A 20,207-nucleotide genomic window follows, 5' to 3' on the forward strand; every position below is an offset into this window, starting at 1 on the left:
AAGGAGATTGGTCGTTCCATGCACAAATTCGACGAGATGTATGAGCAGCTCCCCTATGCGGGCGCTGCAATCCGACAGCACTACAAGCGCTACGACCAATGGCTTGCGAAGCAACCCGGTGAGGTGATGCGATCGCGGCGTGAAGAGGCGGAAATGATTTTCCGCCGGGTCGGCATCACCTTCGCGGTGTACGGCGCCAAGGACGAGGACGGCTCCGGCACCGAGCGGCTGATCCCGTTCGACCTGCTGCCCCGGATCATTCCCTCCCACGAGTGGGAGAGCATGGAAAAGGGGCTGGTGCAGCGTGTCACGGCGCTCAACCGCTTCCTGTACGACGTCTACCACGACCAGGAAATCATCAAGGCCGGCATCATCCCGGCCGAGCAGATCCTGAACAATGCCCAGTTCCGCCCCGAGATGATGGGCGTGAACGTGCCGCACAACGTCTACTCGAACATCTCGGGCATCGACATCGTGCGCGCCCCCGATGCCCAGGGCAACGGCGAGTACTACGTGCTCGAAGACAACCTGCGCGTGCCCAGCGGCGTGAGCTACATGCTCGAGAACCGCAAGATGATGATGCGGCTCTTTCCCGAGCTCTTCAACCAGAACCGCATCGCGCCGGTCGCCCATTACCCCGACCTGCTGCTCGAAACCCTGCGCGCCAGCGCGCCGCCGGCCACGGCCGAGCCCACGGTGGTGGTGCTCACGCCCGGCATGTACAACAGCGCCTACTTCGAGCACGCGTTCCTGGCTCAGCAGATGGGCGTGGAACTGGTCGAGGGACAAGACCTGTTCGTGAAGGACGACTTCGTCTACATGCGCACCACGCGCGGCCCGGTGCGGGTCGACGTGATCTACCGCCGCGTCGACGACGACTTCCTCGACCCCGAGGTGTTCCGCCCGACCTCCACCCTCGGCTGCGCGGGCCTCATGCGCGCCTACCGCCAGGGCAACGTCGTGATCTGCAATGCCGTGGGCACCGGCGTGGCCGACGACAAGTCGATCTACCCCTACGTGCCGAAGATGGTCGAGTTCTACCTCGGCGAGAAGCCGATCCTGAAGAACGTGCCCACCTACATGTGCCGCAACAAGGACGAGCTGCAGTACACGCTCGACAACATGAAGGACCTGGTCGTCAAGGAGGTGCACGGCGCCGGCGGCTACGGCATGCTCATCGGCCCGGCCGCGACGCAGGCCGAGATCGAAGACTTCAAGAAGGCCGTCATCGCCAAGCCCGACGGCTACATCGCCCAGCCCACGCTGAGCCTGTCGACCTCGCCGACCTTCGTCGACGCCGGCATCGCGCCGCGCCACATCGACCTGCGTCCCTTCGTGCTCTCCGGCAGCGAGGTGCAGATGGTGCCCGGCGGCCTCACGCGCGTGGCGCTCAAGGAAGGGTCGCTGGTGGTCAACTCGTCGCAGGGCGGCGGCACCAAGGACACCTGGATTCTCGAAGCGGACCGCACGGCCAAGCCGAAGGCGGCCACGCAGTCGCAAAGCCAATCGCAGTAGGAGCACCCACGATGCTGTCCCGCACCGCAGACCACCTCTACTGGATGTCGCGCTACACCGAGCGTGCCGAGAACACGGCGCGCATGCTCGACGTCAACTACCAGACCTCTCTGCTGCCGCAGTCGGCCGAGGTCGCCAAGTACGGCTGGCAGGGCGTGCTCTCGATCAGCGAATTGCTGCCCTGGTACAGCAAGAAGTACGACCAGATCACGCCCAACGAAGTCATGGAGTTCATGGTCAAGGACGAGAGCAATCCGTCGTCGATCGTCTCCTGCCTGAAGGCCGCGCGCGAGAACGCGCGTGCCGTGCGCGGCGCGCTCACCACCGAAGCCTGGGAAACCCAGAACACCACCTGGCTCGAGGTGAACCGCATGCTGCGCGCCGGCGATTTCGAGCGCGACCCGGGCCAGTTCTTCGAGTGGGTCAAGTTCCGCTCGCACCTGTCGCGCGGCGTCACGCTGGGCACGATGCTCCAAGATGAGGCGTTCTACTTCTCGCGCCTGGGCACCTTTTTGGAGCGTGCCGACAACACGGCGCGCCTGGTCGACGTGAAGTTCCACGCGCTCAACAGCGAATTCTTCGGTGCTGCCACCGAGGAAGACCAAGAGTACGACTTCTATCACTGGAGCGCCATCTTGCGCAGCGTCTCGGCCTTCGAGGTGTACCGCAAGGTGTACCGCGACGTGATCAAGCCCGAGCGCGTGGCCGAGCTGCTGATTCTTCGCGCCGACATGCCGCGTTCGCTGCACGCGAGCCTGGTCGAGGTGGTCAACAACCTCGCCAAAGTGCAGAACGAGCAGAGCGCCGAAACCCAACGCCGTGCCGGCAAGCTGCTGGCCGACCTGCAGTACGCACGCGTCGACGAGATCCTGGCGACGGGCCTGCACGCCTACCTCACGCAGTTCCTCGACCGGGTGAACGAGCTGGGCGGGCGCATCAGCCAGGACTTCCTGGTGCCGGCGCACTGACGGTGCATTGAATCGACGTCCTGCGGGCCCAGGCCGGCCCCGGGACCTCGCACCCCCGGCGGTAGCATTCGAGTTCGATCTCGATCCAAGTTGCTGACCGCAGGGAGTTCTCATGAAGAAATCGATGCTTGCCCGTGATGGCAAGTGGAAGGCCGCCGCCTTGGCGGCTGTCGTGTTGCTTGCCGGCTGCGACCAGGCCGCCTCACCGAAAGAACAAGCCTCCGCGCAGGCATCGACGGCCGTCGTCGTCGATGCCGCCACGGGATTGCGCTGGCTGCGCTGCGCGCTGGGGCAGACTTGGCAGGGTGGCCGTTGCGTCGGCGAGGCCGAAGCCCTGAGCCTGATGGACGCGCAGGAACGCGTGCAGGCGCTCAACACCAAGGGCCACGAAGGCATCTCGCAATGGCGGCTGCCGACCATCGTGGAGCTGGGGGCGCTGCGGCGTTGTGACCATGGCCTGGTCGACGAGACCTTCACGCTCGAATTGAGTCCCGAACGGGAGCCCGTCACCGTGCCCCGGTGGTGCGCCCGCGAAACCTCCGTTCCCACCATCGACAGCGCACGCTTTCCGGATACGCCGCTGCGCAAGTTCTGGTCGGGCTCGGGCAGCGAGGCCGCGCAGCACTTCTATGCCGTGGACTTCAGCAATGCATGGATCGGCCAGAACGAGGCGGCCGAGGCCACCCACGCCGTGCGGCCGGTGGCCGATCGCTGACCTTCAGCTACTTCTACTTCGAGAACGACTCGACGGTCACCGGAATCTCCGGCGCCTGCCACCGGTAGCTGTCGCCCAGCACATTGCGCTCGGCCTTCTGCCCGCTCCAGCGGATGCCCAGCAGGTCCATCAGGCTCCAGCCGGCCCAGTCCGCGCGAAAGGGCTGCTGCGTGGCGGCGCCGGTGGGCAGCGGCTCGCGGTTGCGCCAGACGACGGCGGGGATGCGGTAGCCCGAGGCGGTCGCGGGGCTGTGGCCTGCGCGGTTGCTGCCGTGGCCGACTTCCTGGCCGTGGTCCGACAGGTACATCCAGGCGCGGTAGTCGTCCGGCTTGCCGGTGCTGCGGGTCTGCTGCAGCAGCTCCGACACCACGAAGTCGTGGTACAGCAGGGCGGCGTCGTACTCCTGGCGGAAGTGGCGCACCCAGGCCGAGCGGCCGTCCTTCACGAGGCCGTTCTCGACCGCGTCGACGCTGTCGTCGAAGGGATTGGCGTTCTCGGGAAAGCGCAGGCTGTAGTGCGGGTGCGCGCCCATCAGGTGGACCACGATGAGCTTGCGCTCGGTGCTGGTGTCGGCAAAGGCTTCCTGCACGCAGTCGAGGATCTCGCCGTCGAGTGAGGCGCTGGCGCGGCCCGGCGTGCGGTTCACCATGTCGACCACGTCGGCGTAGCGCGCGTGCTGCTGCTCGATGGCCAGGTCGTCGTGGTTGCTGATCCACCAGACCTTGTAGCCGGCGGCGCGCGCCAGGGCGAGCAGGTGGGGCGGGCTGTCGCCGTTCCCGTTGTTCCCGTTTCCGTTGGCGGGCTGGCCGAAATGGAACATGTTGCGCAGCGCGGGCAGGGTGCTCGCGTCCACCGACCACGCGTTGCGCAGCACGGCCATGCGGTCGCCTTCCTGCGCCTTGTGCGCCTGCAGGCGCGGCGTGGTCGGGCGGCCGTAGCCGTACAGGGCCATGTTGTCGCGGTTGATGCTGTCGGTGATGACGAGCACGACCGTGGACGGTCCCTCGCGCGTGATCACCGGTGCGATCTGCCGGGCCTGGGCCATCTGCGCATCGCGGGTTTTTTCCTGGTCGGCCCAGGCGGCGCGCTGGTCGTGCAGCGACTGCGACCACTGGGTCCAGAAGACGACCGGGTGCAGCCGGCGCCAGGGCTTGCTCACGTAGGCGACGCAAGCGGCGAGCAGGATGAGGAGCAGCAGCGAGCGCGCCCAGAACGGCCGCCGCGCATGCGGCGCCGTGGCACCGCGTCGAGCGAAGAGGCCCGCCACCATGCCCGCCGCCACGAGCGCGGCCGACCAGACGACGGCGGAGCGCCAGTGCATGCGCAGGTACTCGGTGCTTTCGCGCGCGTTGGTGTTGGCCGCGGCGCCCAGCACCATGGCGCTGTCGGGCGCGGCCTGGTAGGTGTCGAGCAGGTAGGCGCGGACCACGGCGTCCAGGCCGAAGCCCATGACCCAGAGCCACACGAGCGCCGTGCGCCAGCGCCGCAGGCGTGCGCTGTGCAGCGGCCACAGCAGCCAGAGCACGGGCGGCGCGGCAAGCACCGCAAGCTGGGCGATGCGGCGGCCGTCGTGGCCCAGGGCGATCAGTGCCAGCAGCGTTGCGCCGACCACGCCGCAGGCCAGCAGGGCGCTGGAGGGAGGACGCGGGGCGTCGATGGCGGGATGTGTCAAGCGCGGCGCGGGGGAGTCGAGGGCGGGCGAATTCTGCCCCGCACCCTGTCGCGACACGGCCAGTGTCCCGACCCTCGCGGGGTCTTTGGAGTGCGGCTCAGGGATATCCCCGCGGAACTTATCGGCGCTCAGCGTCCCAGAGGGGGCTTCGACCGGCATTTGCCGGACCTCTTGTGTCTTCTCGAAAGGAACCCTCGCCCCATGGCCCGATTCAGCCGCCGACTGCCCGCGCTCCTGCTCGCATTCTTCTTCTCGTGGATGCTGCTGCCGTCCGCCTTTGCCGCGCAGCCGCAGATGGTCAGTGTCGCGGTCAAGACCCTGAACATGCGCACCGCCCCCAGCCAGCGCGCCGAGGCGCACTGGACCGTGAGCAGGGGCTATCCGCTGCGCGTGATCGGCCGCAAGGGCGACTGGCTTCGTGTCACCGACTTCGAGAACGACAAGGCCTGGGTCTTCCGTTCGATGACGAGCAAGACGCCGCACCACGTCGTGAAGTCGAAGACCGCGCAGCTGCGCCGCGCGCCCGGCGCGCGCAGCCCGGTGGTGAAGAAGGCCGTGTACGGCGACGTGCTGCGCACCCTCGAGCGCCGCGGCGACTGGGTGAAGGTGCGCCACGAAGGCGGCACCACCGGCTGGGTGCTGAAGCGCTCCCTCTGGGGCTGGTAAGCCCGCGCCCGCTCAGGTCGCTGTGGCCTGGCGCACCGCGCGCTCCCAGCGCGCCATCGATTCCTCGGCCTGCGCACGGCCCATGGTCGGCATGAAGCGGCGCTCCACCTTCCACAGCTTCGAGAGCTGGCGCGCGTCGGTGTAGACGCCGGTCGACAGCCCCGCGAGGTAGGCCGCGCCCAGCGCGGTGGTCTCGACCACCTCGGGCCGCACCACGGGAATGCCCAGCAGGTCGGCCTGGAACTGCATCAGCAGGTCGTTCACGCTCGCGCCGCCATCCACGCGCAGCTCGGCCACGGGCTTGCCGCCCGCGGCCACCGCGTCGCGGCTCATGGCCTGCAGCAGTGCGGCGCTTTGATAGGCGATGCTTTCCAGCGCGGCGCGCGCGATGTGCGCGACCGTGGTGCCGCGCGTGAGTCCGGTGATCGTGCCGCGCGCATCCGCGTCCCAGTAGGGCGCGCCCAGGCCGGTGAAGGCCGGCACCATCATCACGCCGCCGGCGTCGGGCACGCTCTCGGCGAGCGACTGCACTTCGGCGCTGCCCTTGATGGCCTTGAGGCCGTCACGCAGCCACTGCACCACGGCGCCGCCGACGAACACGCTGCCTTCCATTGCGTACTGCGGGGTTGCATCGGTCTGCGCGGCGCTGGTCACGAGCAGGCCGTTGTGCGAGGGCTGGAACGCGCCGCCCGTGTGCATCAGCAAAAAGCAGCCGGTGCCGTAGGTGTTCTTGGCCATGCCGGCCTCGAAGCAGGCCTGGCCGAAGAGGGCGCTCTGCTGGTCGCCGGCCACGCCGCCGATGGGCAGCGCATGGCCCAGCAGCGCGGCGTCGGTGTCGGCAAAGTGCGAGCTCGAGGGTTGCACCTTCGGCATGAGCGCGGCGGGGATGTCGAGTGCCTTCAGCAGGTCGGCGTCCCAGTCGTTCGTGTGCACGTTGAAGAGCATCGTGCGCGAGGCGTTGCTCACGTCGGTCACGTGCACCTTGCCGCCGGTGAGCTGCCACATGAGCCAGCTGTCGACCGTGCCGAAGGCGAGTTCGCCGCGTTCGGCCTGGGCGCGCGCGCCGGGCACGTGGTCCAGCAGCCAGCGCAGCTTGGTGCCCGAGAAATACGCGTCGATCACCAGCCCGGTCTTCTCGCGGATGGTGTCGCTCAGGCCCTGCTCGCGCAGCTGCGCGCACAGCGGCTCGGCGCGGCGGTCCTGCCAGACGATGGCGTGGTGCACCGGCTGGCCGGTGGTGCGGTTCCACAGCACGGTGGTCTCGCGCTGGTTGGTGATGCCGATGGCGTGGATGTCGGCGGGCTGCAGCTTCGCCTTGGCCAGCACCTCGCGCGCGGTGGCCAGCTGGCTGCGCCAGATTTCCATCGGGTCGTGCTCGACCCAGCCCGGCTGCGGGTAGATCTGCGTGAGTTCCTTCTGGGCGATGGCGACGATGCGGCCTTCGCGGTCGAACACGATGCTGCGCGAACTGGAGGTGCCCTGGTCCAGGGCAAGCAGGTAGGTGGTCATTCGATGAGTCTGATGGGGTTCAGTTGTCGCGCGCGATCTCGAGGCGCACCTGCGCGGCATGCAGCAGGTCGGGGAAGGGCGGCGGCGGCGCGGCGTCGGTGAACAGGCGGTCGATTTGCGAGAGTGTGCCCAGCTGGATCATGGCCGGCCGGTTGAACTTGCTCGCGTCGGCCGCCAGCCACACCTCGCGCGCCTGGGCAATGATGGTCTGCGCGACCTTCACCTCGCGCAGGTCGAAGTCGCGCAGCGAGCCGTCGGCCTCGATGCTCGACACGCCGATGAGCGCGATGTCGACCTTGAACTGGCGGATGAAGTCGATGGTGGCTTCGCCCACCACGGCGCGGTCGCGCGGGCGCACCGAGCCGCCGGCCACGATCACCTCGCAGGCCGTGTTGCCGCTCAGGATGGTCGCCACGTTCAGGTTGTTGGTGATCACGCGCAGGCCCGTGTGGCGCATCAGCGCCTTGGCGATGGCCTCGGTGGTGGTGCCGATGTTCAGGATCAGCGAGCAGTCGTTGGGCACCAGCTCGGCCACGCGGCGCGCAATGCGCGCTTTTCCGTCGGCATTGAGCGTTTCGCGCTGCTGGTAGCCGATGTTCTCGGTGGTCGAGCTGGGCACGCGCACGCCACCGTGGAAACGCGTGAGCAAGCCCGCATCGGCCAGCCGCTGCACGTCGCGCCGCACGGTCTGCAGCGTGACGCCCAGCATGTCGGCGAGCTGTTCGACGGTGACCGAACCGCGCGCGCGCACGGTGTCGAGGAGGTTGATCTGGCGCGGGTTGGAGTTCACAGAGGCGTCGTGGAAAGCGGAAAGACTGGGGTCGAGGGTACAGGCCGCGTCACTTTAAAACGAAAGAAAACGAAGCCGAGTAAGGGAAAACTCGGAGGAAAATCGCGCCAAAAGGAATCCAAATGAAAAAACGCGAAAATACAATCTCGGCCTTTGCTGACAAAAGTCACGAACCTACGGACCTCCAGCCTGTGACCGATTTCTCCTCTCCAGCGGCCGAACCCGCCACCGATTGCGATGTGCTGGTCGTCGGCGGTGGCATCAACGGCTGCGGCATTGCGCGCGACCTCGCCGGCCGGGGCTGGCGCGTGGTCCTGTGCGAGAAGGACGACCTGGCCTCGCACACGTCGTCTTCTTCCACCAAGCTGATCCACGGCGGGCTGCGCTACCTCGAGTACTACGAGTTCTCGCTGGTGCGCAAGGCGCTGCAGGAGCGCGAGGTGCTGCTCAAGAGCGCGCCGCACATCATGTGGCCGCTGCGCTTCGTGATGCCGCACGACCCCTCGATGCGCCCGGCCTGGATGATCCGCATCGGCCTGTTCATGTACGACCACCTCGCCAAGCGCGAGGTGCTGCCGCCGTCGCGCGGCATCGACCTGCGCCAGCACCCGGCCGGCGCGCCGCTCAAGGCGCAGTACAAGCGCGGCTTCGTGTACTCCGACGGCTGGGTCGACGATGCGCGGCTGGTGGTGCTCAACGCCATCGACGCGCGTTCGAAGGGCGCCGAAGTGCTCACGCGCACGCGCTGCATCCATGCGCAGCGCGGCGCCGACGGCTGGGTCGCCACGCTCGAAGGCCCCGATGGCGCGCACCGCACCGTGCGTGCGCGCGCCGTGGTGAACGCGGCCGGCCCCTGGGCCGAATCCTTCCTGCGCGGCGTGGCCCAGTCGGCACGCGGCGAGGCGCTGGCCACCAAGAGCCTGCGGCTCGTGAAGGGCAGCCACATCATCGTGCCGCGCCTGTTCGACCACGACCACGCCTACATCTTCCAGAACCCCGACAAGCGGATCATCTTCGCCATCCCTTACCAGGGCGCGTTCACGCTGATCGGCACCACCGACATCGAGATCAGCGGCGACGACCCCGGCGCCGCGCGCATCGCGCAGGAAGAAATCGACTACCTGTGCACCCAGGCCAGCCGCTACTTCGACAAGGCCATCGTGCCGGCCGACGTGGTCTGGACCTACTCGGGCGTGCGCCCGCTGCTGGACGACGCCTCGGGCGACCCCTCGGCCGTCACGCGCGACTACCTGCTCGAGTCGAACACCACCGCCGCGCCGCTGCTGTCGGTGTGGGGCGGCAAGATCACCACCTTCCGCAAGCTGGCCGAGGACGCGGCCGACGAGGTCGGCAAGATGCTCGGCCAGTCGGGCGCGCAGCGCCCGGCCTGGACCGACGGCGCCTTCCTGGCCGGCGGCGACCTGTCGGCCTGGATCGGCGCGCCCAAGCGCCCCGATGACGACTTCGCCCGCTTCGTGGCGGCCGTGCAGGCCAAGTACCCCTGGCTCGACGCCCAGGTCGCGCTGCGGCTGGCGCGCGGCTACGGCGCGCGCGTGGCCGAACTGGTCGGCGAGGCGCAGTCGCTGGCCGACATGGGCACCGAGGTGGCGCCCGGCCTGTACGAGCGCGAGCTGCGCTTCTTGCAGGCGCGCGAATGGGCCGTGAGCTCGGACGACGTGCTCTGGCGCCGTACCAAGCTCGGCCTGCACTACACGCCGGCCGAGCGCGAGCAGGTGGCGATCTGGCTGCAGGCCAACGCAAAGAACAACAACGACACCGTGGAAGTGGAGGTGAGCTGATGCAGCTGACTCTGGAGCGCGTCACCAAGAAGGTCGGCGCGCAAACCTGGCTCTACGAGCAGAGCATTGCGCCCAAAAGCGGCGCGGTGACCGTGCTGCTCGGCGCCACGCAGGCCGGCAAGACCAGCCTGATGCGCCTCATGGCCGGGCTCGACACGCCGAGCACCGGGCGTGTGCTGGTCGACGGCAAGGACGTCACCGGCACGCCGGTGCGTGAGCGCAACGTCGCGATGGTCTACCAGCAGTTCATCAACTACCCCTCGCTCAAGGTGGCCGACAACATCGCCTCGCCGCTGAAGCTGCGCGGCGAGTCGAACATCGACGCGCGGGTGAAGGCGCTGGCCGACAAGCTGCACATCGGCATGTTCCTCGACCGCTATCCGCAGGAGCTGTCGGGCGGCCAGCAGCAGCGCGTGGCGCTGGCGCGCGCGCTCGCCAAGAACGCACCGCTGATGCTGCTCGACGAGCCGCTGGTCAACCTCGACTACAAGCTGCGCGAAGGCCTGCGCGAAGAACTCACGCAGCTCTTTGCCACCGGCGACTCGACCGTCATCTACGCCACCACCGAGCCCGGCGAAGCGCTGCTGCTGGGCGGCTACACGGCCGTGATGGACGCCGGCGAGCTGCTGCAATACGGCCCGACCGCCGAGGTGTTCCACGCGCCGCAGTCGCTGCGCGTGGCGCGCGCCTTCAGCGATCCGCCGATGAACCTGCTGGCGGGCACGGCCGCGGCCGGCCGCGTGCAGCTCGCGGGCGGGCCCGCGCTGACGCTGGCCCTGCCTGACAGCGTGTCGGGCGCGGTCACCGTCGGCCTGCGCGCGAGTGCCTTGAACGTGAACGCGGGGGAGGGCGACATCGCCTTGCCCGGCAAGGTGGAGCTGGCCGAGATTTCGGGCTCCGACACCTTCGTGCACGTCGACACGGCGGTGGGCGAACTGGTGGCGCAGCTCACCGGTGTGCACCGCTTCGAGCTGGGCGCTTCGATCACGCTGTACTTCAGCGCGTCGCAAGCCTATGTGTTCGATGCCAGCGAAAAGCTGGCGCTCGCGCCGGCATGGCGCAAAGGAAGCTAGTCATGGCACGCATCGATCTCGACCTGGCCCACGCCTACCGCGCCAACCCCACGCAGGACAGCGACTACGCGCTGCTCCCGCTGAAGATGAGCTTCCGCGACGGCGGCGCGTATGCCTTGCTCGGCCCCTCGGGCTGCGGCAAGACGACCATGCTCAACATCATCTCGGGCCTGCTCGTGCCTTCGCAGGGCAGCGTGAGCTTCGACGGCCGCGACATGACGCGCGCCACGCCGCAGGAACGCAACATCGCGCAGGTGTTCCAGTTCCCGGTGATCTACGACACCATGACCGTGGCCGAGAACCTGGCGTTCCCGCTGCGCAACCGCAAGGTGCCCGAAGACCAGATCAAGAAGCGCGTGGGCGAGATCGCCGAAATGCTCGACATGAGCGGCCAGCTCAACCAGCGCGCCGCGGGCCTGGCGGCCGACGCCAAGCAGAAGATTTCGCTGGGCCGCGGCCTGGTGCGCAGCGACGTGTCGGCGGTGCTGTTCGACGAACCGCTCACCGTGATCGACCCGCACCTGAAGTGGCAGCTGCGCCGCAAACTCAAGCAGATCCACCGCGAGCTCAAGCTCACGCTGATCTACGTGACGCACGACCAGGTCGAGGCGCTGACCTTCGCCGAAGAAGTGGTGGTCATGACGCGCGGCAAGGCCGTGCAGGTGGGCAGCGCCGAGGCGCTGTTCGAGCGGCCGGCCCACACCTTCGTCGGCCATTTCATCGGCTCGCCGGGCATGAACTTTTTGTCGGCCCACAGCGCCAACGGCGCACTCGAAGTGGCGGGCACGCCGCTGGTGCCCACGCGCGAGCTGCCGCCCGGCGCGCTCAAGATCGGCATCCGGCCCGAGTACCTGCGCCTGTCGAATGCGGGTGCGGCCGGCGCCGTGCCGGCGGTGGTGAAGCAGGTGCAGGACGTCGGCACGCACGCGATGCTCAGCGCCGAGGTCGACGGCGGCGTGGTCAAGGTGCGCATGCATTCGGACGAACAGCCGCCCTCGGTGGGCGACACGGTGTGGCTGCGGGTGCTCGACACCCACACCTGCTATTACAAGGACGAGGAACTGGTGGCATGAACCCGACGAACAAGCCGATCAACCAGAAGGCCTGGTGGCTCGTGCTGCCGGTGCTGATCTGCGTGGCCTTCTCGGCCATCGTGCCGCTGATGACGGTGGTCAACTACTCGGTGCAGGACATCATCTCGCCCGACCGGCGCGTGTTCGTCGGCACCGAATGGTTCGCCGCCGTGATGCGCGACGACGAGCTGCACCAGGCGCTGTGGCGCCAGCTGGGCTTCTCGCTGTCGGTGCTGCTGGTGGAGATTCCGCTGGGCATCGCGCTCGCGCTGTCGATGCCGGCCACGGGCTGGAAGTCGTCGGCAGTGCTGGTGGTGGTGGCGCTGTCGCTGCTCATTCCGTGGAACGTGGTGGGCACCATCTGGCAGATCTACGGCCGTGCCGACATCGGCCTGCTGGGCCACGCGCTGCAGGTCATGGGCATCGAATACAACTACACCGGTAGCGCGACCGACGCGTGGCTCACGGTGCTGGTGATGGACGTGTGGCACTGGACGCCGCTGGTGGCCTTGCTCTGCTATGCCGGCCTGCGCTCCATTCCCGACGCCTACTACCAGGCCGCGCGCATCGACGGTGCCAGCAAGTTCGCGGTGTTCCGCTACATCCAGCTGCCCAAGATGCGCGGCGTGCTGATGATCGCGGTGCTGCTGCGCTTCATGGACAGCTTCATGATCTACACCGAGCCCTTCGTGCTGACGGGCGGCGGGCCGGGCAATGCGACCACCTTCCTGAGCCAGTACCTCACGCAGAAGGCGGTGGGGCAGTTCGACCTCGGGCCGGCGGCGGCGTTCTCGCTGATCTATTTCCTGATCATCCTGCTGTTCTGCTTCGTGCTCTACAACTGGATGCAGCGCGTGGGCACGCAAGAAGTGGAGAAAGAACAATGAACGAAAAACGCTTCCACAAGCGCAGCATCTTCTTGCTGCTGTACATCCTGTTCGCGCTGTTGCCCATCTACTGGATGGTCAACATGAGCTTCAAGACGAACGAGGAGATCCTGTCGAGCTTCTCGTTCTTCCCGCAGCAGCTCACCTGGGCCAACTACGCGCGCATCTTCACCGACGAGTCGTGGTACTCGGGTTACATCAACAGCCTGATCTACGTGGCGATCAACACGGTGATCTCGCTCACCGTGGCGCTGCCGGCGGCCTATGCGTTCTCGCGCTATTCGTTCCTGGGCGACAAGCACGTGTTCTTCTGGCTGCTCACGAACCGCATGACGCCGCCCGCGGTGTTCCTGCTGCCGTTCTTCCAGCTGTACAGCACCGTCGGACTCATGGACACGCACCTGGGCGTGGCGCTGGCGCACCTGCTGTTCAACGTGCCGCTGGCGGTGTGGATTCTCGAAGGCTTCATGAGCGGCATCCCGCGTGAGATCGACGAGACGGCGTACATCGACGGCTACTCGTTCCCGCGCTTCTTCCTCACCATCTTCCTGCCGCTCATCAAGGCCGGCGTGGGCGTGGCGGCGTTCTTCTGCTTCATGTTCAGCTGGGTCGAGCTGCTGCTGGCGCGCACGCTCACCAGCGTGAACGCCAAGCCCATCGTGGCGACGATGACGCGAACGGTGAGCGCCTCGGGCATGGACTGGGCGACGCTGGCCGCGGCCGGTGTGCTCACCATCGTGCCCGGCGCGATCGTGATCTGGTTCGTGCGTCACTACATCGCGAAGGGTTTCGCGATGGGCCGCGTTTAAGGAGGTCGAAAGATGTTCGACTGGATGGTCTGGACCACCCCGGTGGCCGTTTTCTTCAGCTGCATCGCGCTCATGCTGGTCGGTATGACGGTGTGGGAATTCAAGTCGCCCACCACGATGCGCCGCGGCTGGCTGCCCATTGCCACCACGCGCGGCGACCGGCTCTTCATCGGCCTCTTGTCCGCGGCCTACGTCAACCTGATCTTCGTCGGCCTGGCCGGCAAGGTGCAGGAGTGGCTGAGCCTGGAGGCGGAGCCCTCGATCTGGATCGGCTTCGTGCTGTCGATGTTCGTGCTCGCGCTCGTGATGCGCAAAGGCTAGCTCCACCGATTTCGTCAACGCGTCCGGCTCTCCGCCTCCCCGGAGCCGCGATGAAAAAACCGGGGAAGCACAACCGAGGAGACACATTCATGAAGATGCGCTACACGGCATTGGCAATGGCGGCGGCGATGGTCGCCGCGCACGGCGCATGGGCCGCAGAGCCCGAAGCCAAGAAATGGATCGACAGCGAGTTCCAGCCGTCGACCCTGAGCAAGGACCAGCAGGCGGCCGAGATGAAGTGGTTCATCGACGCGGCCAAGAAGCTGCAGGCCAAGGGCGTCAAGGAAATCTCGGTGGTGTCGGAGACCATCACCACGCATGAATACGAATCGAAGACGCTGGCCAAGGCCTTCGAGGAAATCACCGGCATCAAGGTCAAGCACGACCTGATCCAGGAAGGCGACGTGGTCGAGAAGCTGCAGACCTCGATGCAGTCGGGCAAGTCGATCTACGACGGCTGGATTTCCGACTCCGACCTGATCGGTACGCACTACCGCTACGGCAAGATGATGAACCTCACCGACTACATGGCCGGTGCGGGCAAGGAGTACACCAACCCCGGGCTCGACCTCAAGGACTTCATCGGCACCAAGTTCACCACCGCGCCCGACGGCAAGCTCTACCAGCTGCCCGACCAGCAGTTCGCCAACCTGTACTGGTTCCGCGCCGACCTGTTCGATCGCAAGGACCTGAAGGACAAGTTCAAGGCCAAGTACGGCTACGACCTGGGTGTGCCGCTGAACTGGAGCGCCTACGAGGACATCGCCGAGTTCTTCAGCGTCGACGTGAAGACCATCGACGGCAAGCCGATCTACGGCCACATGGACTACGGCAAGAAGGACCCGTCGCTGGGCTGGCGCTTCACCGATGCGTGGCTCTCGATGGCCGGCACCGCCGACATCGGCACCCCCAACGGCATGCCGATCGACGAGTGGGGCATCCGCGTGGCCGACGACAAGTGCACGCCCGTGGGCGCGGCCGTGTCGCGCGGCGGTGCGACCAACTCGCCGGCCGCCGTGTACGCGCTCACCAAGTACATCGACTGGATGAAGAAGTACGCGCCCAAGGAAGCCATGGGCATGACCTTCGGCGAAGCCGGCCCGGTGCCCGCGCAGGGCCAGATCGCCCAGCAGATCTTCTGGTACACGGCCTTCACGGCCGACATGACCAAGAAGGGCCTGCCCGTGGTGAACGAGGACGGCACGCCCAAGTGGCGCATGGCGCCCGGCCCGAACGGCCCGTACTGGAAGCAGGGCATGCAGAACGGCTACCAGGACGTGGGTTCGTGGTCGTTCTTCAACGGCCATGACGCCAACAAGACCGCCGCCGCCTGGCTCTACGCCCAGTTCGTGACCTCCAAGAGCGTCTCGCTCAAGAAGACCATCGTGGGTTTGACCCCGATCCGCGAATCGGACATCCAGAGCAAGGCCATGACCGACATGGCGCCCAAGCTGGGCGGCCTGGTCGAGTTCTACCGCAGCCCGGCCCGCGTGGCATGGACGCCCACCGGCACCAACGTGCCCGACTACCCCAAGCTGGCGCAGCTGTGGTGGAAGAACGTGGCCGAGGCCGTCACGGGCGAGAAGACCCCGCAGAAGGCCATGGACAACCTGGCCGACGAGATGGACAACGTGATGGGTCGCCTGCAACGCGCCGGCATGGCCCACTGCGCGCCCAAGCTCAATGCCAAGGGCGACCCGAACAAGTGGCTCAGCGACCAGCACGCCCCGTGGAAGAAGCTGGCCAACGAGAAGCCCAAGGGCGAGACCATCGACTACAACAAGCTGCTGAGCGCCTGGAAGGCCGGCAAGGTGCGCTGACCGGCGCGTCGCCAGCAGCAATTGCAAACAAGGGCCGCGCCGCGAGGTGCGGCCCTTTTTCGCTTTCTGGCGCCCTGGTTCGTCGGATTCACGCGACGCCATGACCTATGGCAGATGCACCTTTGAAAAGGTTCGCTTACATTCGACGGCCCCCGCCACGGCCCGCCAGTGAATCCAAGTTCTTCCAGCCCCACCGCCAGCCCTCCTGCCACCCCGAGCGCGCGTGTCAAACGCGTCCTGCTGATCCAGTACTCGCAGACCGGGCAACTCGACCGCGTGGCCGGGCAGATCGCCGCGCCGCTGCGCGCCGACCCGGGCATCGAACTGCGCGTGGAAACGCTGCGGCCGCTGCAGCGCTTTCCCTTTCCCTGGCCCTTCCTGACCTTCTTCGACGCGTTCCCCGAGTCGGCCCACCTGAAGCCGGGCCCGCTGGCGCCGCTGACGCTCACGGGCGATGAAGACTTCGACCTCGTCATCCTGCCGTACCAGGTCTGGTTCCTGGCCCCCGCGCAGCCGGTCGTGGCCTTCCTGCAGCACCCCGTGGCGGCGCGGCTGCTCAAGGGAAAACCCGTGGTCACGGTCATTGCTTGCCGCAACATGTGGCTGCTGGCCCACGAAAAGCTCAAGGGCCTGCTCGCCGCCACCGGCGCGCGCCTGATCGACAACGTGGTGCTCACCGACCCGGGGCCCACGCTCGCCACCTTCTTCACCACGCCGGCCTGGCTCATCTGGGGCCGCAAGCGCGGCTTCTGGGGCATGCCCGATGCGGGCCTGAGCGAGGAACAGATCCGCGGCTGCGGCCGTTTCGGCCGGGCCCTGCGCGACGCGCTGCATGAAGGCCGCGAGCAGGGCGATGCGCCCTTGCTGGCCGGGCTGGGCGCGGTGCGCGCCCAGGCGCGCCTGCTCATCAGCGAGAAGGCCGGCACGCGCAGCTTCTATCTCTGGGGCAAGCTGATCATGGCGGCCGGCGGGCCGGGCGCGGCGGTGCGTAAACCGCTGCTCTTGCTGTACGTGCTGTTTCTGCTGGCACTGATCGTCACCGTCGTGCCGGTGAGCCTGACGCTGCAGGCCCTGTTGCGGCCGTTGTTCCGAGGGTGGCTGACTAAAATGACGGCTCAATTCGAGCGCCCGTCGGGCTCTGCCACGGACCGGCTCCCTCTCTATGACGACTGATGTTTTCCTGACCCGCACCGCCGCCTTCCTGCCTTTTTCTCCGGTCAGCAACGAAGACATCGAAGAAGTGTTGGGCCGCATCGGCGGCAAGGTGTCGCGTGCGCGACGCCTCATCCTGCGCAGCAACGGCATCCAGTCGCGCCATTACGCCATCGACCGCGCCACCGGCCAGCTGGCCATGACCAACGCACAGCTCACCGCCGCGGCCATCCGCGCGCTGGGCGACGACATCGGCCCGGTCGACTGCCTGGCCACCGGCACCTCGCTGCCCGACCAGCTCATGCCCAACCACGCGGTGATGGTGCACGGTGAACTGGGCTGGCCCCGGCTCGAGGTGGTGGCCTGCGCCGGCATCTGCCTGGCCGGCGCGGCGGCGCTCAAGCATGCGTGGCTGTCGGTGCGTGCAGGCGATGCGCGCCGCGCGGTCGCCACGGGCTCCGAGCTGGCCTCGGCCGTGATGCGCGGCATCAACTTCGAAGCCGAGCTCGAGCACAAGCTCGAAGCGCTCGAAGCGCGCCCCGAGATCGCCTTCGAGAAGGACTTCCTGCGCTGGATGCTGTCCGACGGCGCCGGCGCGGTGCTGCTGGAGCGCGAGCCGCGCGGGCCGCTGTCGCTGCGCGTCGAGTGGATCGAGCTGTCGTCGGCGGCGCACGAGCTGCCGGTGTGCATGTATGCCGGCGCCGACAAGAACGAACAGGGCGGCCTCGACGGCTGGGCCCGCACCTCGCCGGCCGACTGGCAGCGCGACTCGACCTTCGCCGTCAAGCAGGACGTGCGCCTGCTCAACGACAACATCGTGCGCGCCACGCTGGCCGAGCCGCTGGCGGCCATCATCGAGCGGCGCGGACTGAAGACCGACGACATCGACTGGTTCCTGCCGCACCTGTCGTCGCACTATTTCGTCGAGCCCGTGGCCGCGAGCCTGGCTGCGCTGGGCCTGCCGATTCCGCGCGAGCGCTGGTTCAGCAACCTCGCGACCAAGGGCAACACGGGCTCGGCCTCGCCGTACATCATGCTCGACGAGCTGTTCCGCTCGGGCCGCATCAAGCCCGGCCAGAAGCTCCTGATGTTCGTGCCCGAAAGCGGCCGCTTCTCCAGCGGCTTCATCTACCTGGAGGCGGTGTAGCCATGGACCTCGATGCCGTGCCGCAAGAGGGCAACGCGACCCTCGCGGGCCATTCCAAGCTGATGTACGCCCGCGACGCGCAAGGCCGCGTCGTCACCACCACCTCGAAAGGCTGGGAGGCGGAAGAGATCGTCACCAGCCACGCGGTCGATGTGCTCATCGAGCAGGCGCAGGAGGCCAAGGCGCGCGTGAAGGCCGGGCTGGCTTCGCCGCTCGAGTACTGGATGTACGAGCGCCGCATGGACGTGGCGCTGCTCTCGCAGACCAGCGGCTTCTGGCAGTGGCGCGTGCGCCGCCACCTGCTGCCGCGCCATTTCGCCGCGCTGTCGCCGGCCCAGCTCGCCCGCTACGGCCAGGCGCTGGGGCTGCCCGTTTCCACCCTGCAAGGCCTGCCGTGAACTTCCAACACCAACAGGCGGCGCACTGCGAAAGCGGCGTCATCTCCAGCCTCATGCGCCACCACGGCGCGCCGATGAGCGAGGCGATGGCGCTGGGGTTGTCGTCGGCGCTGTCGTTCGCCTACCTGCCGTTCATCAAGCTGTCGGGCCTGCCGCTCATCTCGTACCGCATGCCGCCCAAGGCCATCATCAAGGGCCTTTTGGCACCGATGGCCGCGCGCTTTCGCTTCGAGACCTTCCGCAGCCCGCAGGCCGGGCAGCAGCGGCTGGACGCGCTGCTGGCCGACGGCCAGCTCGTGGGCCTACAGACCTCGGTCTACTGGCTGCCGTACTTCCCGCCGAACATGCGCTTTCACTTCAACGCGCACAACCTGCTGGTCTACGGCAAGGATGGCGACGACTACCTGATCAGCGACCCGGTGTTCGAGGAGCCCGTGCGCTGCGCCAGCGAAGACCTGTCACGCGCCCGCTTCGCCAAGGGCGTGCTGGCGCCCAAGGGCCTCATGTACTACCCGCAGGCCATCGAGCGCAAGGCGGTCGACGCCGCCTCGGTGACCCAGGCCATCCGCAAGACCGTGCGCAACATGCTCGCGCCCATTCCCATCGTCGGCGTGCGCGGCATGCGCACGCTGGCCAAGCGCATGCAGAAGCTGTCACCGAGCGATCCGCGCAGCGTCGACTTCATCGGCCACCTGGTGCGCATGCAGGAAGAGATCGGCACGGGTGGGGCGGGCTTCCGTTTCATCTACGCGGGCTTCCTGCAGGAGGCCGCGCAGCTGCTCGACAAGCCGCAGCTCACGCAGATGTCCGAACGCCTGATCGCCATCGGCGACGGCTGGCGCGCGTTCGCGCTCAAGGCGGCGCGCATGGTCAAGGGTCGCGAGCCGGTCGATCCGGTGGCGCTCGCCGGCAAGCTGCGCGAGCAGGCGCAGCAAGAGGAAACCTTCTTCCGCGACCTCAAGGCCGCCGTCGCCTGATGCTCGAGCTTCACCAGCTCGGCTACCGCTACCCGCACGCTGACAAGGCCGCGCTGGCCGACGTGTCGCTCGCCGTGCCGCGCGGTTGCGTGCTGGGCCTGCTGGGGCCGAACGGCGCCGGCAAGACCACGCTGATCTCGCACCTGTCGGGCGCGCTCGCGGTGCAGTCGGGCGACATCCGCATCGACGGCCAGCCGCTGCAGCAGGTGCGCGCCAAGGCGCCCACGCGCATCGCCGTGGCGCCGCAGGACCAGGCCTTCTACCCGATGCTCTCCGTGGCAGAGAACCTGGCCTGCTTCGCCGCGGCCGGCGGTCTCTCGGGCGCGCGCAAGAAGGCGCGCATCGACACCTGCACGCAGTTCGCACAGCTCGAACAGTTCTCGGGCGTGCGCGCCGAGCGGCTCTCGGGCGGCCTCAAGCGGCGCCTGAACCTCGCGATCGCCTTGCTGCCCGAGCCCGAGCTGATGCTGTTCGACGAGCCGACGGTGGGCGTCGATCCGCAGTCGCGCGCCTTCATCCTCGATGCGATCAAGAGCCTGGCGCAGGCCGGCGCGGCGGTGATCTACGCCTCGCACTACATGGAAGAGATCGAGGCCATCGCCGACCGCGTGGCCATCCTCGACCAGGGCCGCGTGCTGCGCGAAGGCCCGCTCGACGCGCTGCTGTCGCAAAGCGCGATGCTGCTGACCCTGGCCGCCGACGGGCTTGACGCGCAGAGGCTCTCGCGCTTCGGCACGGTGGAGCAGGGCGCGGCGCACTGGCGCATCCACCTGAACGCAGGCACCGGCCCCGGCCCCGTGCTGGCCGCGCTCGAAGCCGAAGGCATCGAGGTGCGCCAGGCCGAGTTCGGCCGGCACGACCTCGAGCAGCTGTTCATGGCGCTCACGCACCGCTCGCTGCGCGACTGACCGAACGC

19 protein-coding genes are annotated in these 20,207 nt (G+C 67.7%); 16 read left to right on the plus strand and 3 right to left on the minus strand.

The genetic code is table 11. The annotated features are described in order from the left end of the window. Positions 1-18 precede the first annotated feature (18 nt). From AC1RGU_RS06150 to AC1RGU_RS06160, 3 genes are all read left to right on the plus strand, one after another. Positions 19-1,515, plus strand: a complete 1,497-nt coding sequence (locus tag AC1RGU_RS06150) for a circularly permuted type 2 ATP-grasp protein (protein ID WP_062476766.1) — start codon at positions 19-21, stop codon at positions 1,513-1,515. Positions 1,516-1,526: 11 nt separating this feature from the next. Then, positions 1,527-2,483, plus strand: coding sequence for an alpha-E domain-containing protein (locus AC1RGU_RS06155; RefSeq protein ID WP_062476763.1), 957 nt, complete (start codon positions 1,527-1,529; stop codon positions 2,481-2,483). 112 nt (positions 2,484-2,595) lie between these two features. After that, positions 2,596-3,198, plus strand: coding sequence for an Lcl C-terminal domain-containing protein (locus AC1RGU_RS06160; RefSeq protein WP_492695422.1), 603 nt, complete (start codon positions 2,596-2,598; stop codon positions 3,196-3,198). Positions 3,199-3,211: 13 nt separating this feature from the next. Here AC1RGU_RS06160 and AC1RGU_RS06165 read toward each other — a convergent pair whose 3' ends face one another. Further along, the gene (locus tag AC1RGU_RS06165) at positions 3,212-5,029 is read right to left on the minus strand and encodes a sulfatase-like hydrolase/transferase (protein WP_492695425.1); all 1,818 of its coding nucleotides are present in this window, start codon (positions 5,027-5,029) and stop codon (positions 3,212-3,214) included. Positions 5,030-5,071: 42 nt separating this feature from the next. Here AC1RGU_RS06165 and AC1RGU_RS06170 point away from each other — a divergent pair, with 42 nt between their 5' ends. Continuing rightward, the gene (locus AC1RGU_RS06170) at positions 5,072-5,536 is read left to right on the plus strand and encodes an SH3 domain-containing protein (protein WP_492695427.1); all 465 of its coding nucleotides are present in this window, start codon (positions 5,072-5,074) and stop codon (positions 5,534-5,536) included. A gap of 12 nt (positions 5,537-5,548) precedes the next feature. On the opposite strand, the gene glpK is transcribed toward AC1RGU_RS06170, so the two are convergent. Then, positions 5,549-7,045: a glycerol kinase GlpK gene (gene glpK / locus AC1RGU_RS06175; RefSeq protein WP_492695429.1), complete on the minus strand. Its 1,497-nt coding sequence runs from the start codon at positions 7,043-7,045 to the stop codon at positions 5,549-5,551. A gap of 19 nt (positions 7,046-7,064) precedes the next feature. Continuing rightward, positions 7,065-7,835: a DeoR/GlpR family DNA-binding transcription regulator gene (locus tag AC1RGU_RS06180; RefSeq protein WP_062476748.1), complete on the minus strand. Its 771-nt coding sequence runs from the start codon at positions 7,833-7,835 to the stop codon at positions 7,065-7,067. A 122-nt stretch (positions 7,836-7,957) separates the two neighbouring features. Between AC1RGU_RS06180 and glpD the strand changes: the two genes are divergently transcribed. From glpD to AC1RGU_RS06240, 12 genes are all read left to right on the plus strand, one after another. Further along, a complete protein-coding gene (glpD, locus tag AC1RGU_RS06185) occupies positions 7,958-9,634 on the plus strand; it encodes a glycerol-3-phosphate dehydrogenase (RefSeq protein ID WP_492695431.1) in 1,677 nt (558 codons plus the stop codon). Then, positions 9,634-10,707 carry an ABC transporter ATP-binding protein gene (locus AC1RGU_RS06190; protein WP_159277465.1) on the plus strand — a complete coding sequence of 358 codons (1,074 nt, stop codon included), beginning with the start codon at positions 9,634-9,636 and terminating at the stop codon, positions 10,705-10,707. The genes glpD and AC1RGU_RS06190 overlap by 1 nt, the downstream gene beginning before the upstream one ends. Positions 10,708-10,709: 2 nt before the next feature. Beyond that, a complete protein-coding gene (locus AC1RGU_RS06195; protein WP_062476739.1) occupies positions 10,710-11,780 on the plus strand; it encodes an ABC transporter ATP-binding protein in 1,071 nt (356 codons plus the stop codon). After that, positions 11,777-12,667, plus strand: coding sequence for a carbohydrate ABC transporter permease (locus AC1RGU_RS06200; protein ID WP_062476737.1), 891 nt, complete (start codon positions 11,777-11,779; stop codon positions 12,665-12,667). The genes AC1RGU_RS06195 and AC1RGU_RS06200 overlap by 4 nt, the downstream gene beginning before the upstream one ends. Beyond that, positions 12,664-13,476 (plus strand): carbohydrate ABC transporter permease, encoded by an 813-nt coding sequence (locus tag AC1RGU_RS06205; RefSeq protein WP_062476734.1) that lies wholly within the window; start codon positions 12,664-12,666, stop codon positions 13,474-13,476. Before AC1RGU_RS06200 ends, AC1RGU_RS06205 begins: the two co-directional genes overlap by 4 nt. Before the next feature lie 12 nt (positions 13,477-13,488). After that, on the plus strand, positions 13,489-13,797 hold the full coding sequence (locus tag AC1RGU_RS06210) for a DUF2160 domain-containing protein (RefSeq protein ID WP_062476731.1): 309 nt from the start codon (positions 13,489-13,491) through the stop codon (positions 13,795-13,797). Positions 13,798-13,886: 89 nt separating this feature from the next. Further along, positions 13,887-15,617, plus strand: coding sequence for an ABC transporter substrate-binding protein (locus AC1RGU_RS06215; protein ID WP_070059465.1), 1,731 nt, complete (start codon positions 13,887-13,889; stop codon positions 15,615-15,617). 168 nt (positions 15,618-15,785) lie between these two features. Then, a complete protein-coding gene (locus AC1RGU_RS06220) occupies positions 15,786-16,790 on the plus strand; it encodes a dialkylrecorsinol condensing enzyme (RefSeq protein ID WP_235926656.1) in 1,005 nt (334 codons plus the stop codon). Then, positions 16,780-17,916 carry a beta-ketoacyl-ACP synthase III gene (locus AC1RGU_RS06225; RefSeq protein ID WP_062476726.1) on the plus strand — a complete coding sequence of 379 codons (1,137 nt, stop codon included), beginning with the start codon at positions 16,780-16,782 and terminating at the stop codon, positions 17,914-17,916. Before AC1RGU_RS06220 ends, AC1RGU_RS06225 begins: the two co-directional genes overlap by 11 nt. A 2-nt stretch (positions 17,917-17,918) precedes the next feature. Then, entirely contained in the window at positions 17,919-18,314 is a 396-nt protein-coding gene (locus AC1RGU_RS06230) for a DarG family dialkylresorcinol biosynthesis protein (RefSeq protein WP_489057299.1), read from the plus strand. Continuing rightward, positions 18,311-19,291 (plus strand): BtrH-related acyltransferase DarH, encoded by a 981-nt coding sequence (gene darH / locus AC1RGU_RS06235; protein WP_062476720.1) that lies wholly within the window; start codon positions 18,311-18,313, stop codon positions 19,289-19,291. Before AC1RGU_RS06230 ends, darH begins: the two co-directional genes overlap by 4 nt. After that, positions 19,291-20,199, plus strand: a complete 909-nt coding sequence (locus AC1RGU_RS06240) for an ABC transporter ATP-binding protein (RefSeq protein WP_492695436.1) — start codon at positions 19,291-19,293, stop codon at positions 20,197-20,199. The genes darH and AC1RGU_RS06240 overlap by 1 nt, the downstream gene beginning before the upstream one ends. The last annotated feature ends 8 nt before the right edge of the window (positions 20,200-20,207 follow it).

The sequence above is a fragment of the Variovorax sp. GW823-FHT02B07 genome (assembly GCF_058797695.1).

Coding starts and splice junctions, on each gene's coding strand:
- AC1RGU_RS06160 (WP_492695422.1), top strand. CDS start 2,596: ATGAAGAAATCGATGCTTGCCCGTGATGGCAAGTGGAAGGCCGCCGCC.
- glpK (WP_492695429.1), bottom strand. CDS start 7,045: ATGACCACCTACCTGCTTGCCCTGGACCAGGGCACCTCCAGTTCGCGC.
- AC1RGU_RS06170 (WP_492695427.1), top strand. CDS start 5,072: ATGGCCCGATTCAGCCGCCGACTGCCCGCGCTCCTGCTCGCATTCTTC.
- AC1RGU_RS06195 (WP_062476739.1), top strand. CDS start 10,710: ATGGCACGCATCGATCTCGACCTGGCCCACGCCTACCGCGCCAACCCC.
- AC1RGU_RS06155 (WP_062476763.1), top strand. CDS start 1,527: ATGCTGTCCCGCACCGCAGACCACCTCTACTGGATGTCGCGCTACACC.
- AC1RGU_RS06200 (WP_062476737.1), top strand. CDS start 11,777: ATGAACCCGACGAACAAGCCGATCAACCAGAAGGCCTGGTGGCTCGTG.
- AC1RGU_RS06240 (WP_492695436.1), top strand. CDS start 19,291: ATGCTCGAGCTTCACCAGCTCGGCTACCGCTACCCGCACGCTGACAAG.
- AC1RGU_RS06205 (WP_062476734.1), top strand. CDS start 12,664: ATGAACGAAAAACGCTTCCACAAGCGCAGCATCTTCTTGCTGCTGTAC.
- AC1RGU_RS06225 (WP_062476726.1), top strand. CDS start 16,780: ATGACGACTGATGTTTTCCTGACCCGCACCGCCGCCTTCCTGCCTTTT.
- AC1RGU_RS06190 (WP_159277465.1), top strand. CDS start 9,634: ATGCAGCTGACTCTGGAGCGCGTCACCAAGAAGGTCGGCGCGCAAACC.
- AC1RGU_RS06230 (WP_489057299.1), top strand. CDS start 17,919: ATGGACCTCGATGCCGTGCCGCAAGAGGGCAACGCGACCCTCGCGGGC.
- AC1RGU_RS06215 (WP_070059465.1), top strand. CDS start 13,887: ATGAAGATGCGCTACACGGCATTGGCAATGGCGGCGGCGATGGTCGCC.
- AC1RGU_RS06150 (WP_062476766.1), top strand. CDS start 19: ATGCACAAATTCGACGAGATGTATGAGCAGCTCCCCTATGCGGGCGCT.
- AC1RGU_RS06210 (WP_062476731.1), top strand. CDS start 13,489: ATGTTCGACTGGATGGTCTGGACCACCCCGGTGGCCGTTTTCTTCAGC.
- glpD (WP_492695431.1), top strand. CDS start 7,958: ATGAAAAAACGCGAAAATACAATCTCGGCCTTTGCTGACAAAAGTCAC.
- AC1RGU_RS06165 (WP_492695425.1), bottom strand. CDS start 5,029: ATGCCGGTCGAAGCCCCCTCTGGGACGCTGAGCGCCGATAAGTTCCGC.